Source organism: Actinocorallia aurea (assembly GCF_054783995.1).
This window is the reverse complement of record NZ_BAAGPQ010000009.1, coordinates 18,943-33,601: the sequence shown is the minus strand read 5'-3', so window position 1 is coordinate 33,601 and position 14,659 is coordinate 18,943. Positions and strand designations below refer to the sequence as shown.

Genomic DNA, 14,659 nt, shown 5'->3' with positions numbered 1-14,659 from the left:
GGATGCAACACCATCACGTCACCACACGTCGCCCGATAGACACATTTTGTTAGGAGTTCTTAGTGCCGGTAAAGGGCAGTCGCCCAACCGCAGGATCCATTTGGTGTGGTCCGGGCCATCAGGGGCGCGTCACATAGCTAGGTAGCCGAATCCCTTTTGGCCAGGAGGGCAGCGTAGACCTCGGCTGGGGTGCGGTAGCCCAGGATGCGGCGGGGCCGGTTGTTGAGCTCGGTGGCGATCCAGTCGAGATCTGTTTGGCCGTGTTGTCGCAGGTCGGCGTTCTTGGGCAGGTACTGGCGCAGGAGGCGGTTGGTGTTCTCGTTGGTGCCGCGCTCCCACGGGCTGCGGCGGTGGCAGAAGTAGACCGGCATGCCGGTCTCGGCGGTCAGGGCCTGGTGCTCGGCCATCTCCCGTCCGCGGTCCCACGTCAGTGATTTGCGGAGTGAGGCGGGGACGGTCTGGAGGCGAAGCGCCAGGTAGGGGCGGACGTCGTGGGCCTTGATGTGTGACACGCAGTGGTTGATGGCGTGATGTGTGCAGCATTCGTTGGCGTGGTCGCTGGGCTCACGTTCGACCCTACGGCGAAGTCCATCTCGGGCTCGACACCTGCCTGGCGATCGGCGATACCGTTCGGCCGTGTTCAAAGCCCCGGTGCGCTGGGCTGGGCTTGCCGGGGGTGTCCGGGATCCTGCACCGCGACTGTCACGGCAACCTGCCGCAACGCCTCTGACCGGTCACGGTGGTCGGGGATGGAGAGTGCGATCTTCGTTGCCTTGGACGGGTCCTGCCTGGCCACGGCCTCAGCGACCTTCCACAGGGCCCGCGCTTGGTCGTAAGAATTACCGATGGAACGGGCGATCCGCTCGGCCTCGCCCGGATGTTGCCTCGCCACTGCTTCGGTGACTTTCCGCAGGACCGACCCCTGACTGTGGCCGGGGAGGGTGCGCGCGATCCGCTCGGCCTCGGCCGGGTCCCGCGTGGTTATCGCCTCAGCGACCTCCCTCAGCGCATTCGCCTGTCCATCAGCGGAGGGGATGATGCGGGCGATCCGCTCGGCCCCAGCGGGATCTTGCGCGGCCACCGCCACGGCGATGCGCCGCAGAGCCCACTCCCGCCGGTCAGATTCGGCGATGGAACAGACGATACGCTCGACCTCGGCCAGGTCGTGCCCGGCCATCGCCAAGGCGATGATCTCCAAGATCCACTCCTGCCCGCCGAGGTCGGGGAGGGAGCGGGCGATCCGCTCGGCTTTGGCCAGCAGCGCCCGGGCGCGTCCGGGGTCCTGACCGGCCATCGCCACGGCGAGCAGCGCGAAAGACCGCTTCTGGTCGGCTGGGTCGGGGATGGAGCGGGCGATGCGCTCAGCTTCGACCAGCAGCGCCTGGGCCCGTTCGGAGTCCTGTCCGGCTACTGCTTCAGCGACGTGCTGCAGTCCCGCTGATTGATGGCAGGGGTCGGGGAGGGAACGGGCGATGCGCTCGGCGTCGACCAGCAGCGTCCGGGCCCGTTCGGGGTGCTGGTCCGCCACTTCCTTAGCGACCAGCCGCAGTGTCCGCGGCTGGTCCTTGGCGTCGAACAGCGAGCGGATGATGCGTCCGGCCTCACCGGCGTCCTGTGCGGCCAACGTCGCGGCCACGGCGACCTCCTGCAGTGCCCGCAACCTGTCCGTGGCGTGGGGGAGGGAGCGGGCAATGCGTTCGGCGTCGGCCAGGTCGTGTACGGCCATCGCCGCAGCGACCTCTCGTAGTACCCGCGCCTGGTGGGAGCTGTCGAGGAAGGAGTGAGTGGTGACGGAGTGAGCGGCGCGCTCGGCGTCGACCAGCAACGCCCGGGCCCGTTCGGGGTCCTGTTCAGCCATCGCGACGGCGACGTCCCGCAACGCCTCGGCGTGGGCGATCGCCGGTTTTCCCTTCCTGGTGAGGAACCCCCACGGTCGCTGGGAAGGGGGCATGGTCGAGCGGACCATGCGATCGGCCTGGACGGGGTCGTGCCCGGCCAACCCCACAGCGATTCTCCACAGGGTTTCGAACCCAGGAGAACGGCGATCCATGCGCTTTGCTTCGGCCAGCAGGAACCGGGTCCATCCCGGATCCATCCCGGCGACCACTGCGGCGAGTTCCGCCATTAGCTGCGCATCGCCGGAGGTGCCGGCGGCATGTACGGCGTCGTGCAGCAGGACCCGGGCTCGGTCGGGGTCCTTCCCGGACATGATCACGGCGACCTCTCCCAACGCCGAAACCCGCTGCATCGGATCGGGGATGGAGCGGGCGATGCCTTCGGCGTCGGTGGGAAGGGCCGGTCCGGTGGCCGCCGCGGTGTCTTCTGGCACCTGGGATGAGTCGCCTGTCTCGGTGACGGAGCGGGCGAGAGGTTCGGTGTCGGTGAGAAGGCCGGGCTCTGGGACCGCGCCGACGACCGTGGGCACTTCCCCGGGGTACGGGTCAGCTTCTTGCGGTTCAACCGGATCTTGTGGATCAGGGGTGGCCGGGTGGTCGAGCCGCGCCTGTACGGCGGCGGCACGTAGGAGTTCAGCGGTGCGTGCGGCAGTGGCTGGCCGCTGGTCGGGAAGCTTGGCCAGCAAACCGAGCAGGAGATCGTCGATATCGGCGGGCAGGCCCGGACGGCGGTTACTGGGCGGGTCGGGCAAGGCGTTCAACTGCATGTTGACGAGAGCGCCAAGCGAGGGGGCGGTGAAGACCTGCTGGCCGGTGAGCAGGTGGTACAGCGTGGCGCCCAGGCTGTACAGGTCGGATCGGTGATCGATCTCGTGGTCGGTGAGCTGTTCGGGCGACATGTAGGCCGGGGTGCCCGGCTGGACGTCGCGGGTCAAGCCCGGCGTGACGTCCTGGAGGCGGGCGATGCCGAAGTCGCAGATCTTGATGGTGCCGTCGGCCAGGAGCATGAGGTTGGCGGGTTTGATGTCGCGGTGCACAATTCCTTTGGCGTGCGCGGCCTCCAGCCCGTCGCAGGCCTGCGCCCCGTACTCCAGTGCCTGCTCGATCGGCAGTCCACTTGCCGGGGCCTGGCTCAGGATGGTCTTGAGGTCGAGGCCTTCCAAATACTCCAGCACCAGGAACGGATGGATCCGCTCGACGCCATCGCCTCGATTCTCCCGATGCTCGCCCACGTCGTGAACGGTGGCGATGTTGCGGTGGTTCAGCCGCGCCGCCGCCTCGCCCTCGCGCAAGAACCGCGCCAGCAGCCCCGACGACGGATCCTCCCCAAGCAGAAGCTTGATCGCCACCCGTCGGCGAAGCCTCTGGTCGGTCCCCTGCCAGACTTCGCCCATCCCGCCGCGACCCAGGAGGCGCTCCAGCCGGAAGCGTCCGCTCAGCACGTCCCCTGCCCTCATGACGATCACCGTAGTTCAGCCGCTGCTTCCTGTGACAGGGAATTCGTATTACATGTCACAAGCGGTCGTCCGGCGGCGACGAGGCCCTGTTCGCGGGCCCGCGCCGCCCGGCCGACTCGGTAACGTTATGTGTCACACCGACCTGTGGAGGCAGCCGTGACCGTCGTCGCGTTCCCCAGCCCGCCCGCCGACCCGGCGACCGGGACGAACGTCGCGGCCGCAGTCGACCGCTACCTCGACTCGATCCAGACCTCCACCACCCGCGCCAGCTACGCCGAGACCCTCGCCCGCCTCACCACGGCCGCCGGCGACCGGGCCGTCGCCGACCTCGCCCCCGACGACTACGCGACGGCGATGGACCGGTGGGACTCCGCGGCGGCCGCGACGTGGAACCGGCACCTGTCTGCGCTCACCTCCTTCACCACCTGGGCGCAGCGCCAGGAACTCCTCGCGACGAACCCGGCCCGCCGGCTGGAGCGCCGCAAGCCCGCCCGCCGCGGCGACCGGTCCATCCCCCGCACCCGGCTCGACGCGCTGTTCGGCGATGACCGGCACGGCCTGCGCGAGCGGGTGCTGTGGCGCATGGCGTATGAGACCGCGGCCCGCGCCGAGGAACTCCTGTCCCTGAACGTCGAAGACCTCGATGCTGAGTTCCGGCGCGCCCGGGTCATCTCCAAGGGCGGCGCGATCGAGTACGTCCATTGGGCCACCGGCACCGCCCGCCTTCTGCCGCGCCTCCTGCAGGGCCGCGCCAGCGGGCCGGTGTTCCTCGCCGACCGCCGGGCCCCGGCCGAAGGCCGCCGCGCCCCCGCGGCTGCCGACGTCTGCCCGGTCACCGGACGCGGGCGGCTGTCTTACCCGCGCGCGGAGTACCTGTTCAAGACCGCGACCGCCGTCCTCGACCCGCATGGCACCGGGTGGACGCTCCACCAGCTGCGGCATTCCGCCCTCCAGCACTTGGCGGTCGCCGGCAGGACGGCGCCCGAGCTCCAGGCCAAGTCCCGTCACCAGCACCTGGCCAGCCTCGGCGCCTACGTCCGCCTCGGCGAAGAGACATCCGCGCGCATCACCGCAGAAGCCGACCCCGCCGCGCGGCGCCGATCCCGTTGAAGGTGTGACCTCACGGTATGTGGCGTCATCCCTGTCGCGGGGGTGACGATGGCGGGGTGAGCGGCGCGGGACGGGAGAGCGGTGCGGAACGCGGGCTGGCCATGGCCCGCTACGAGGTGCTGTCGCCGCACCTGCACGACGGGATACCGCTCGCCCGGCTGGCCGAGACGGGTGAGGGCGGGGTCTCCTACCGGACGTTGCAGCGGTGGCTGGCTGCCTGGCGGCGCGACGGTCTGGACGGCTTGGCCCGCGCGGACCGCAAGGACAAGGGCGACCGCCGGTTCCCGGCCGAGCTGGTGGCCTTCATTGAAGGACTGGCGCTGCGCAGGCCGCAGCCGAGCGTCGCGAAGATCCACCGGATGGCCGAGAGCGTCGCCCGCACCCGAGGCTGGCCCGTCCCCGCCTACCGGACGGTCGCCGCGATCGTCGCCGCCCTGGATCCAGCACTGGTCACCCTCGGAGTCGACGGAGATAAGAAGTACCGGGAGACCTACAACCTGGTCTTCCGGAGGGAAGCCAGTCGGCCGAACGAGATCTGGCAGGCCGACCACACCGAACTCGACATCTGGGTGACCGGCGACCGCGGCAGAGCAACCCGGCCGTGGCTGACCGTCATCGAGGACGACCACTCCCGCGCGGTCGCCGGCTACGCCGTCAACCTGGAAGCCCCCTCGGCACTGAGCACGGCACTGGCGTTCCGGCACGCGATCTGGCGCAAGCCCGAGCCCGGCTGGCACGTGTGCGGCATCCCGACGGTGTTCCACCTCGACCACGGCTCGGACTTCACCTCCGCCCACCTGGAACAGGTGATGGCCGACCTGCGCGTCCAGCCGGTGTTCACCCTCACCGGCAAGCCCCACGGCCACGGCAAGATCGAACGGCTCATCGGCACAATCAACCAGATGTGCCTGGCCCACCTACCCGGCTACGCTCCCCGCGGCACCCCCGATCGGCAAGGCCAAGCCGCCCTGACCCTCGCCGAGCTCGACGCCGCGATCGGACGGTTCCTGCGCGAGGTCTACAACCTGCGCCCCCACAGCGAAACCAAGGTCGCGCCGCAGGCCCGGTGGGAGGCCGGCGCGTTCATCCCCCGCATGCCCGAATCCCTGGAACAGCTCGACCTGCTGCTGCTCACCGTCGCCAAACCCCGCAAGATCCACCCCGACGGGATCCACTTCCTCGCCCTGCGCTACCTCGACCCCGTCCTGGCCTTCTACGTCAACGAACAGGCCACCATCCGCTACGACCCCCGCGACATCACCGAGATCCGCGTCTACCTGCGCACCCCCGACGGCGGCGAAGAGTTCCTGTGCCGGGCCATCTGCCCCGAACTGTCCGACCAGACCGTCAGCCTGAAGGAGATCACCACCGCCCGCAACGCCCGCCGCAAAGACCTGCGCGGCCAGCTCGGCACCCGCTCCGCCGTCGTCGACCGCCTCCTGGCCGCCCACACCGAACCCCTGCCCACCTCCCTCATCGGCGGTGGGCTCGCCAACTGGGAGACCACCGTGGCTCCGGCGGGTGATGGGCTCCTCACCGCCCCCGATACCCCGCTCACCGCCGCCGAGCCGCTGACCGGCGCGGACGCACCCGCTACCCGCGATGACACTCCGCGACTCAAACGCTACTGGAATGAGTGAGCCGCCCGAGGCCGGGACAGACACCCGGCGTGGCCACACCAGACGACTCCACCACCGACGAGATCGCCGACCCACCAGCCTCCCCGCCGAACACTACTGAAGACCCTGCCGACCGTACCGCCCGCTCCAACACCGACCGGCCCGCGACCAGCGCAGGCACGACCGCACCCGCCAGCCCGATCGTAATCACCAAGGAGCACCGGCTGTTCCTGGAGTTCGCCGATGCCGTCCGCCGCGAACGCTACGTCGGCCTGTGCTTCGGCGCCCCCGGCGTCGGCAAGACCGCCTCCGCCCGCCAGTACTCCCGCTGGGACGCCCTCGCCGACCACCTCGACGGCCACAGCCCCGCCAGCAGCGACGGAGCCGAAGCCGCCGGGCAGATCCTCGCCGCCCGGGCCGTCATGTACACCCCCAAGGTCCACAACACCCCGCACAACCTCGACAAGGAGATCTCCTACCTGTGCGACCGGCTCGGCTGGAACGTCGAGCTCATGCTCAGCCCCGGCCGCGGCATCGACGAACACGGCATGCTCAACACCACCGGCCACGCCGAACTCCTCATCGTCGACGAGGCCGACCGCCTCAAAACCGCAGCCCTGGAACAGCTCCGCGACCACCACGACCGCACCGGCATCGGCCTCATCCTCATCGGCATGCCCGGCATCGAAAAACGCCTCGCCCGCTACCCCCAGCTCTACTCCCGAGTCGGCTTCGTCCACCACTACAAACCCATGTCAGCTGACGAGCAGGCGTTCGTCCTCGCCCGCTCCTGGCCCCACCTCGGCCTGGACAACACCGACTACGCCACCACCGAAGCCCTCGCCGCCATCACCCGCATCACCAGCGGAAACTTCCGCCTCACCGTCCGACTCATCGGCCAGATCGAACGCGTCCTCAACATCAACCACATGACCGTCGTCACCAAAGAAGTCGTCGACACCGCCCGCCAGAACCTCGTCATCGGCACCATGTGAACTCGATCGCCCCCAGTAGTCGAGACCCACCACCCCACCCACCCGCGCGCCCCCGGCTCCAGGACACCTGGAGCCGGGGGCTATCTCGTTCGCGCAGCCCACCACGACAAAAAGCTCTGCAGAAATCACGTCATCAACCGCTGCATGTCACAACGGACGCCGACCGCGATGGGTGCTCGGCCCGCGCGGAGGTCCTCATCGATGAGGCCGTGACCGCGCCCGAGGTCGGCGACCGGTGCACGCTGACCGGCGGGAGTTGGGTGTCGTACTACGACGGCGTCGAGGTCACCGAGGCCGGCCGCCTGGACGTCGACCACATGGTCCCCCTCGCCGAAGCATGGGACTCCGGCGCCTCGGCATGGACGCCGGAGCGCCGCCAGGCCTACGCCAACGACCTCGACGACGAGCGCGCCCTGGTCGCGGTCACCGCCCGCTCCAACAGGTCGAAGGCCGACAAGGACCCCGCCCAGTGGCTCCCGCCCCTGGAAGACATCCACTGCCGCTACATCGGCGAGTGGGTCGCGATCAAGCTCCGGTGGGGCCTGTCGGTCGACGGCGCCGAGCAGGCCGGCCTGGACGAGATCGCCTCTGGCTGCCCCAACGTCCCGATCACCGTCAACCGGGCACCGTCCGCGGCATAGGCCGCCCGGCGCCCGCCTCGCCGCGCCTTCGCCCACCGGGCCCGGCGCGGCGAGGCCTGCCACCGGCGCTCTCGTCAAGCCCGCCGGGCGGAGACGGAGCTCAGGTGGTGGAGCGTCCGGCCCATTGGTGGCGCGACCAGTTCCGGCAGACCTCCAGAACGGCCTGGTCGTCGAGCTGGACGAGGCACAGCGGCGTGTCGGTGAACGCGCTCGCCCGGGTCCTGAACTCGGCGTCCCCGTCGGGCGCCGGATAGGGGAACCATTGGCCGAGGTAGCCGGGCCCCTGGGAGTTCCACGCCTGACGGCAGGAGATCGTCACCACGGGTGCTCCGGGAGCCTCGACAGGGGCGGCCAGACATACCGGGCGCGGATCGAAGTCGACGTCGCCGTAGCCCAGCACCACCCCGGAACTGGTGTACTTCCCTTCCCAGGACTGGCCATCGGTCTGGTCGCACGGCAGCACCTTCACCGGAGAGGTGTCACCGTCCAAGCAGTCCCACGTCAACGTGTTCACTATCTCGAACTCAGAAGCCGCCGCGGCCGGCTGCGCGACCCCCACGACCACGCCCGCGCTCACCACCACGGCGAACACCCTCGCCGCGGTCCGCCTCACCACACCCGAAACCCTCACCGACAAAGCCCCTTCCCCTGCTGGCACCGAGCCCTTCCTGAACGCAGTTCACGCTAGGCACGACCGGCGGCGGCCGCGAGGGAGCCAGGTCCCGCCCCCTGTCCCGAACCACGAACAGGACACGTCCATCGCCTGAGCCTGCCTGTGAGGGGAGAGATGGAGCGTCAGGAGGCCTCGCGGCCGGCCCATTGGTGGCGCGACCAGTTCCGGCAGACCTCCAGGACAGCCTGGTCGTCGAGCTGGGCGATGCACAGCGGCGTGTCGGTGAACGCGCTCGCCCGGGTCCTGATCTCGGCGTCCCCGTCGACCGCCGGGTAGGGCATCCACTTGCCGAGGTAGCCGGGCCCGGCGGAGTTCCACGCCTCGCGGCAGGAGATCGTCACCAGGGGCGCTCCGTGGGCTTCGACGGGAGCGGCCAGGCACGTGGGGTTGGGCTCCGGCCCCATCGAATCGGCGTAGCTCAGCACCACCCCGTCGTGCAGCCACGGGCCGCTCCAGGACTGGCCGTCGGTCTGGTCGCACGGCAGGACCTTCACCGGCGAGGTGTCACCGTCCAGGCAGTCCCACGTCAACGTGTTCACCATCTCGAACTTGTCCCACTCCGCCGCGGCCGGCTGCGCCACCGCCACGACCGTGCCCGCGCTTACCGCCACCACGGCGAGTACCCTCGCCGCGGTCCGCCTCACCACACCGGAAACCGTCACCGGTAAGCCCCCTTTCCCGCTGTCACCAGGCCCTTCCTGAACGCAGTTCACGCTAGGCACGACCGGCGGCGGCCGCGAGGGAGCCAAGTCCCGCCCCCGTCCCGAACCACAAACGGGACAACCAGCGACCCCGCCAGAGCCCTCGGACGCAAGCCGGACCGTCAATAAACGATCGTTTGCTGACTGCGGGGAGGATCCTGCGCTGTTGCTGGTCGGGCTCGTCAAGAACTCTCGTCAGCAGCTGGGAGGATCGGGCCAGCGCACCGATCAGGATGGAGACGAATGATGGCGCCTCCTCTTTGCACCCGGGAAGATGCCATCGCCGCCGCGGCTCGTGTCTTTTCCCGCGCCCTCGACCGCATCGCCCGGCAGACCGATGAAGAGGTGGCCCGCGCTGCCTACCTTCCCGGCGGGCCCTCCATCGCCGAGCTCACCGCTCTCGTTGCCTCACTTCGCATCCCGCAGCCGTAGCCCGGCCCGCTGTCCCTCCCTCAGCCCGAAACGACCCTTTCAGGGGCAGGGAATGGTCGACTTGGTGCGGAGCTTGTCGGCGGGCTCGCCAGGGGTCGTCGAGGGGTGGGTGAGATCGGCGTCCACCGTGGCGGTGCGTGCCGCGCGGTCGATGTGGATTCCGTCCGGGCCGGTGCTGCGGTAGGGACCCAGGTCCGGTTCGCCGTAGTGGTACTCGAAGACGGCTTCGGGCACGTCCGCGGTCTCGCGTATCGAGAGGGTGTACATCTTGCCGTCCGACGCCCAGCCTACGGCCGTGTAAGTGGAGTGGCCCTCGGAGTCGGTCCCGCACCTGACTTCGGCAAAGTAGCTCCTCATCTCCAGCGGCTCGCTGGTGACGGTGATCTCGACGGGGTCGTCATCGCGCAGTTCGTTGCCATCGGAAGAACACGCCATGGCCATCGAGAGCGACACAAGGGCCACCCCAGCGCTCACCCTCGAAAATTTCCAATGGATCATGGGCGAGAAGATACCGTTCTGCACCGAATGCCTCCAGGCGATCTTCGGCCGGTCGACTCACCCGCACACGCCGCGCCGCTCTGTTACATAGGTGATCACCTTGAGGCTCCGAGGATCGGCGGGCGGCGCACGAAGCTGTTCTGCGCGTGGCTGGCGTGGTCGCGGTTCCGGGTGGTGGTGCCGGCCTGGGACGAGACGTCGGGGTCGCTGATCACGTGTCTGGACACGGCGTTGCGCAGGATCGGGGCGGCGCCGGCGTATCTGCTGACCGATAACGCCCGCACGGTGACGATGCGGCATGTGGCCGGGGTGCCGGTCCGCCATCCGCTGATGGTCGAGGCCGGGCGGCATTACGGGTGCAGGATCGAGACGTGCGAGCCCTACGACCCGGCGTCCAAGGGCGGGGTGGAGTGCACGGTGAAGCTGGCCAAGGCCGATCTGGTGCCGACCGAGACGAACCTGCTGGACGCCTACGCCTCGTTCTCCGATCTGGAGCGTGCCTGTCTGGCGTGGTGCGCGAAGGTCAACGGCCGCCGCCACCGCGAGACGCTGCGGCTGCCCGCGGAGATGGTCGAGGAAGAGCTCTCGGTGATGCACACGCTGCCCGGCGAGCCGTTCGCCGCAGCGCTTGGGGAGGAGCGGCTGGTCGACGAGGGTGACCAGACGATCCGGTGGAAGCATGTGCGCTACTCCACCCCGCCCGGCTTCGAGGGCCAGGCCGTGTGGGCGCGCGAGCACGGCGAGGTCCTGGTGGTGACCGCCCAGACCGAGACGGGGCTGGCCGAGATCTGCCGCCACTTCCTCGCCCTGCCCTGCCGGGCCGGACCGTGATCGATGACGCCCACTAACCCCGAGCACCCGGCGTCCTCCAATGATCCGCGGCCGGTGCGGATCCGGCCGCGTGGTGCGGCCGAGGAGGCCCGCGAGGAGGATTGGTACAGGAATCAGCGGTAGCGGGCCGACCTAGGAGCCTGCGATCGGTGTCGTCTGCGCTGACGCGATACGCCACGCGCCCTGCTCCTCGACCAGGACGTAGGTGAGGCTGCCCGAGGACGGCAGTCCCCCGCCGCCTTCCCGCTCGTCGGACACGTGCTTGACGCAGCTCACGATCGCCACCCCGGGCGCGGCGAAGCTCACGTCCACAATCTCCTGCCTGGTGCGCACTTGCGCCAGGGGGCTCGCCAGCGCCGCTTCCATGGCCTGGCGCAGCGCGTCCCTGCCCAGCACGCGCCGTCCGGCGATGTTGACGATGATCGTTTCGGCGGTGTGCAGGGCGAGGAACGGTTCGAGGTCGTTCTGGTGCCTCTCGGCCTCGGCCACCACCTGCCTGATGGCGGCGAGCCGCTCTGCGCCGGTGTGCTCGTTCATCTTCTACTCCCTGCCGTGCGGACGCGGATCGGTATCAGCGAAATTCGGAGCAGTTCGCTCCGAAAAACTTAACTCGGAGCGATCCGCTCCGCAAGGGATATCCTCGGCGCATGGACGACGCCGCGCAGCCCCGCAAGCGGGGCCCCCAGGCCCGCGCCGCACGCAACGACAGGGCGCTGATCGAGGCGGCCCGAGAGGTCTTCCTCGCTCAGGGCTTCGACGCTCCGGTGTCGGCGGTCGCCGAGCGGGCCGGGGTCGGGATGGGCAGCCTGTACCGCCGCTACCGCACCAAGGAGGAGCTGCTGCAGCGGCTGTGCGCGGACTCCATGCAGCACCTCGCCGAGACGGCCCGCGCCGGGCTGGAGATCGACGACCCGTGGCGGGGATTCGCCCATTACGTCGTCGAGTGCGCCCGGTTCGGCTTCGGCGCCCTGGCCCCCCTGGCGGGAACCATCGCCCTCACTCCGCAGATCGAGGAGGCCGCGGAACAGGCCGATCGGTCCACTGACGCGCTGATCGCCCGAGCCCGCAGCGCAGGAGCCCTGCGAACCGACGTGACCGCGATGGACATCCACCTGCTCATCGGGCGGTTCAGCCGACCGGGCCCCGGGCCGTCGGGGCAGGACGAGGAGGAGACCAGGTTCCGTCTGCTGTCGATTGTCCTGGACGGCCTCAGAGCCCGGAACGCCGGCCCGCTCCCAGGCCCGCCGCCGGACGTCGCGCGCTACCACGCCATGTGGGCCGCGAACTGACGGGCCGCGAAAACGCGCTGAGCCTCCCCGAGTCCGCGGTCTCGTGGCGACGCACCTCATCGACCGGCGGAGGGCGCGGGCGTCCCCGGGTAGCTAGGCGGGGTTGGTGGCCTGCTCGTCGATGTCGGCGAGGGCTCGGTAGGGCCCGCGAGGAGGATCGGAACGGATTCTGGCGGTAGCGGGCTGAGGCTGGTGTCGGTTCGGTGACGAGCCGGGCTCCTCGAACACCCTCCAGCAGATCGGGGCGAGGGCGTCGTGCTGCCGCTGGGTCTTCTGCCTGTCGGTGCTGACCCGGACCAGGCCGATGAGCGCCACAGGTCCGCCTTCCGTTCACCAAACGTCTCGCGTGAGGAATCCGAACGGTAGCAGGATCCGGCCGAAGATGAACGGGAAAATGAACGCCCGAACCGGACACCGCGCGCCGACTCACCGGAGCTGTTCCAGTGCGGCGAGGACCGTCGCCAGCCGTGTGCCGAGGGGTCCGTCGAGTTCCAGGACGGGCAGGTCCGCCCAGGCGTCGAACGGGTCGGCGCTGACCAGGTCCAGCAGCGCCTCGTTCATCCGGGAGCGGAGCGCGGGCATCTCCGGCGGCGGCAGGGTCCGTTCCGTTTCGGGGGTGATCACCGTGATGACGAGCACATCAAGGCTCATGAAAGCCCTGCGGAGCGCTTCGCCGCCGACTTCGTTCACGGGATCCGCACCGATCGCCGCCATATAGGCCAGGTAGTCCACCGGCGTCCGGTCGAACACGATCCCGTCCTCTGGCGACGCCAGGCTCCGCACCGAACACTCCAGCAGCGCCCGATAGTCCTCCAGCGAGGGCGGAAACCCGAACTCGTACCCTTCTTCCTCGAGCAGATAGTAGGGCTCCGCCGCCGTCACATGCCGGGGCAGCCGCTCGCAGAGCTCCTCGGCCAACGTCGTCTTCCCGGTTCCATGCGTCCCAGAAATCCCGATTCTCATCTTTTCGCTCCCGTTTCCGTCCCCACTGGAACGGCGATCCTAAGGTCGGCACGGAGCCGCTGAGCCCGTCTCGTCGAGCAGGGCGACGGCGCGGCCGGGTTGTGTCAAGCGCCAGTGGGCAGGTGGGCGGGTCGGGCGGCGACGGCCAGGACGAACGCGCCCCGCCACCGAACCGCAACCAAGATTGCCGCCTTAGCGCTGATTCCTGTACGGATCCTCCTCGCGGGCCAGGAGGACTTCATCGCGCTCGGTGAGGGCGCCCGGCGGTGGTTGACCGAGGCCGCCGCGTCCGGCGTCGCCCGCATCCAGGCCAAGATGGCGCGCGCGGTCAAGCTCGCCGACGCCGTCGGCCCCGACATCGTCGACGAGGTCCTCGGCCTGGCCGCGATCTGGGGCCGGTTCGCCGAAGGAGACCTGCCCGCCCTGTGCGACCACGTCGCGGCCACCCGCCGCGGCACGACCATGTGGGTCGATGAGGCCTACTCCATCCAGCCCGGCACCGGCGGCTGGGCCGCCCTGCCCGGCATCGGCGCCGAACAGTAACCCCCGGCCCCATCACCGCCGCATCGCTCCCGAAAGACCGCGACCTGCCCCGTCCTCGGGCCGGCCAGCGATCCGAGGTGATGCCCCACATCCATCCGAAGGGAAACGTCCATGACGACCAAGACCGACCGGCCCGGCCAGCACAACACGCCCCGCGCCGCCACGGCCGCCGACCTGCTCACCCCCCGGCCCCGCAGCGACGACCACGACCGGCCCGGCGGGCGGAGCCGCAGTGCCCAGCCGCTGCCCGACTACCTGGATGAGCCGCTGCTGAAGCTGAAACTCCACCACGGCAGGGCGGCGGCCCCCGACCTGCTCGCCTCGGCCAAGGCCGACAAGTGGTCGTATGAGGAGTTCCTGCGCCAGTTCCTGGCCGCGCAGATGATGGGCGTCGACGAGGCCCGCCGCCTGGCCCGGGTCCGCGCCGCCCGCTTCGCCGCGAACGCCAAGAGCTTCGCCTCCTGGAAGCCGGAGCTGCCGTCGATCGGCGTCGAGGTCCAGCAGGCCCTCATCGCGCTCGACTGGGCCCGCCGCAAGGAGACCGTCGTGTTCGCCGGCCCGTCGGGCACCGGCAAGTCCCACCTGGCCGGAGCATTGTCCCGGCACGCCATCGAGCACGACATGCGCGTGGTCTGGCAGACCTTGGAGACCCTCGGCAACCAGCTCAACCAGGCCAAGGTCGACGGCACCGTCACCCGCACCATCGCCAAGATCTGCACCAACGACATCATCGTCATCGACGACATCGGCGTGCTCCCGGTCGAGCCGATCCAGGCCGAGGCCTTCTACCGGATCATCGACACCGCCTACGAGCGCCGCTCCATCATCCTCACCAGCAACACCCACCCCAAAGGCTTCGACTCCATCATGCCCAAAACCCTCGCCAGCGCCGGAGTCGACCGCCTCCTGCACCACGCCCACCTCATCCTGACCTCCGGCGAGTCCTTCCGCCTCATCGACGCCAAGAACGGCGGAGGCGTCATCCCCCTCGTCCGCAACCCTGCCGAATGAG

General features: G+C 69.7%; 17 protein-coding genes. 8 read left to right on the top strand and 9 right to left on the bottom strand.

Annotated elements, in window-relative coordinates:
- Window positions 1–137: 137 nt before the first annotated feature.
- Window positions 138–644: an IS30 family transposase gene (locus ACYVOM_RS11300; RefSeq protein ID WP_460303239.1), complete on the bottom strand. Its 507-nt coding sequence runs from the start codon at window positions 642–644 to the stop codon at window positions 138–140.
- Complete coding sequence (locus ACYVOM_RS11295; protein WP_460303238.1) at window positions 641–3,352, bottom strand: serine/threonine-protein kinase; 2,712 nt, start codon at window positions 3,350–3,352, stop codon at window positions 641–643. The genes ACYVOM_RS11300 and ACYVOM_RS11295 overlap by 4 nt, the downstream gene beginning before the upstream one ends.
- Before the next feature lie 156 nt (window positions 3,353–3,508).
- Here ACYVOM_RS11295 and ACYVOM_RS11290 point away from each other — a divergent pair, with 156 nt between their 5' ends.
- The 4 genes from ACYVOM_RS11290 (at window position 3,509) to ACYVOM_RS11275 (ending at window position 7,717) form a co-directional block, all read left to right on the top strand.
- Window positions 3,509–4,462 (top strand): tyrosine-type recombinase/integrase, encoded by a 954-nt coding sequence (locus ACYVOM_RS11290; protein ID WP_460303237.1) that lies wholly within the window; start codon window positions 3,509–3,511, stop codon window positions 4,460–4,462.
- Between the two features lie 56 nt (window positions 4,463–4,518).
- Entirely contained in the window at window positions 4,519–6,102 is a 1,584-nt protein-coding gene (locus ACYVOM_RS11285) for a transposase (RefSeq protein WP_460303236.1), read from the top strand.
- Window positions 6,103–6,131: 29 nt separating this feature from the next.
- The gene (locus ACYVOM_RS11280) at window positions 6,132–7,076 is read left to right on the top strand and encodes an AAA family ATPase (protein ID WP_460303235.1); all 945 of its coding nucleotides are present in this window, start codon (window positions 6,132–6,134) and stop codon (window positions 7,074–7,076) included.
- Between the two features lie 209 nt (window positions 7,077–7,285).
- A complete protein-coding gene (locus ACYVOM_RS11275) occupies window positions 7,286–7,717 on the top strand; it encodes an HNH endonuclease family protein (protein WP_460303234.1) in 432 nt (143 codons plus the stop codon).
- Between the two features lie 100 nt (window positions 7,718–7,817).
- Here the strand turns inward: ACYVOM_RS11275 and ACYVOM_RS11270 are convergent, their stop codons facing one another.
- The 4 genes from ACYVOM_RS11270 to ACYVOM_RS11255 all read right to left on the bottom strand — a co-directional run bounded on the left by ACYVOM_RS11270 (window position 7,818) and on the right by ACYVOM_RS11255 (window position 10,248).
- Window positions 7,818–8,333, bottom strand: coding sequence for a hypothetical protein (locus ACYVOM_RS11270; protein ID WP_460303233.1), 516 nt, complete (start codon window positions 8,331–8,333; stop codon window positions 7,818–7,820).
- Between the two features lie 179 nt (window positions 8,334–8,512).
- Window positions 8,513–9,004: a hypothetical protein gene (locus tag ACYVOM_RS11265; protein WP_460303232.1), complete on the bottom strand. Its 492-nt coding sequence runs from the start codon at window positions 9,002–9,004 to the stop codon at window positions 8,513–8,515.
- 558 nt (window positions 9,005–9,562) lie between these two features.
- The gene (locus ACYVOM_RS11260; RefSeq protein WP_460303231.1) at window positions 9,563–9,997 is read right to left on the bottom strand and encodes a hypothetical protein; all 435 of its coding nucleotides are present in this window, start codon (window positions 9,995–9,997) and stop codon (window positions 9,563–9,565) included.
- Window positions 9,998–10,116: 119 nt separating this feature from the next.
- The gene (locus ACYVOM_RS11255; RefSeq protein ID WP_460303230.1) at window positions 10,117–10,248 is read right to left on the bottom strand and encodes a hypothetical protein; all 132 of its coding nucleotides are present in this window, start codon (window positions 10,246–10,248) and stop codon (window positions 10,117–10,119) included.
- Between the two features lie 58 nt (window positions 10,249–10,306).
- Here ACYVOM_RS11255 and ACYVOM_RS11250 point away from each other — a divergent pair, with 58 nt between their 5' ends.
- Entirely contained in the window at window positions 10,307–10,852 is a 546-nt protein-coding gene (locus ACYVOM_RS11250) for a hypothetical protein (protein ID WP_460303229.1), read from the top strand.
- A 132-nt stretch (window positions 10,853–10,984) separates the two neighbouring features.
- Here the strand turns inward: ACYVOM_RS11250 and ACYVOM_RS11245 are convergent, their stop codons facing one another.
- Window positions 10,985–11,389, bottom strand: a complete 405-nt coding sequence (locus ACYVOM_RS11245) for an SgcJ/EcaC family oxidoreductase (RefSeq protein WP_460303228.1) — start codon at window positions 11,387–11,389, stop codon at window positions 10,985–10,987.
- Window positions 11,390–11,499: 110 nt separating this feature from the next.
- On the opposite strand from ACYVOM_RS11245, the gene ACYVOM_RS11240 reads away from it, so the two are divergent.
- A complete protein-coding gene (locus ACYVOM_RS11240) occupies window positions 11,500–12,141 on the top strand; it encodes a TetR/AcrR family transcriptional regulator (protein ID WP_460303227.1) in 642 nt (213 codons plus the stop codon).
- Between the two features lie 93 nt (window positions 12,142–12,234).
- Here ACYVOM_RS11240 and ACYVOM_RS11235 read toward each other — a convergent pair whose 3' ends face one another.
- Together ACYVOM_RS11235 and ACYVOM_RS11230 are read right to left on the bottom strand one after the other, a co-directional pair.
- Window positions 12,235–12,456, bottom strand: a complete 222-nt coding sequence (locus ACYVOM_RS11235) for a hypothetical protein (protein WP_460303226.1) — start codon at window positions 12,454–12,456, stop codon at window positions 12,235–12,237.
- Window positions 12,457–12,567: 111 nt separating this feature from the next.
- On the bottom strand, window positions 12,568–13,104 hold the full coding sequence (locus tag ACYVOM_RS11230) for an AAA family ATPase (protein ID WP_460303225.1): 537 nt from the start codon (window positions 13,102–13,104) through the stop codon (window positions 12,568–12,570).
- Window positions 13,105–13,374: 270 nt separating this feature from the next.
- Here ACYVOM_RS11230 and ACYVOM_RS11225 point away from each other — a divergent pair, with 270 nt between their 5' ends.
- Window positions 13,375–13,647, top strand: a complete 273-nt coding sequence (locus ACYVOM_RS11225; RefSeq protein WP_460303224.1) for a hypothetical protein — start codon at window positions 13,375–13,377, stop codon at window positions 13,645–13,647.
- A 111-nt stretch (window positions 13,648–13,758) separates the two neighbouring features.
- Window positions 13,759–14,658 carry an ATP-binding protein gene (locus tag ACYVOM_RS11220; protein ID WP_460303223.1) on the top strand — a complete coding sequence of 300 codons (900 nt, stop codon included), beginning with the start codon at window positions 13,759–13,761 and terminating at the stop codon, window positions 14,656–14,658.
- Window position 14,659: the final 1 nt, after the last annotated feature.

Coding starts and splice junctions, on each gene's coding strand:
- ACYVOM_RS11220 (WP_460303223.1), top strand. CDS start 13,759: ATGACGACCAAGACCGACCGGCCCGGCCAGCACAACACGCCCCGCGCC.
- ACYVOM_RS11295 (WP_460303238.1), bottom strand. CDS start 3,352: ATGAGGGCAGGGGACGTGCTGAGCGGACGCTTCCGGCTGGAGCGCCTC.
- ACYVOM_RS11230 (WP_460303225.1), bottom strand. CDS start 13,104: ATGAGAATCGGGATTTCTGGGACGCATGGAACCGGGAAGACGACGTTG.
- ACYVOM_RS11245 (WP_460303228.1), bottom strand. CDS start 11,389: ATGAACGAGCACACCGGCGCAGAGCGGCTCGCCGCCATCAGGCAGGTG.
- ACYVOM_RS11240 (WP_460303227.1), top strand. CDS start 11,500: ATGGACGACGCCGCGCAGCCCCGCAAGCGGGGCCCCCAGGCCCGCGCC.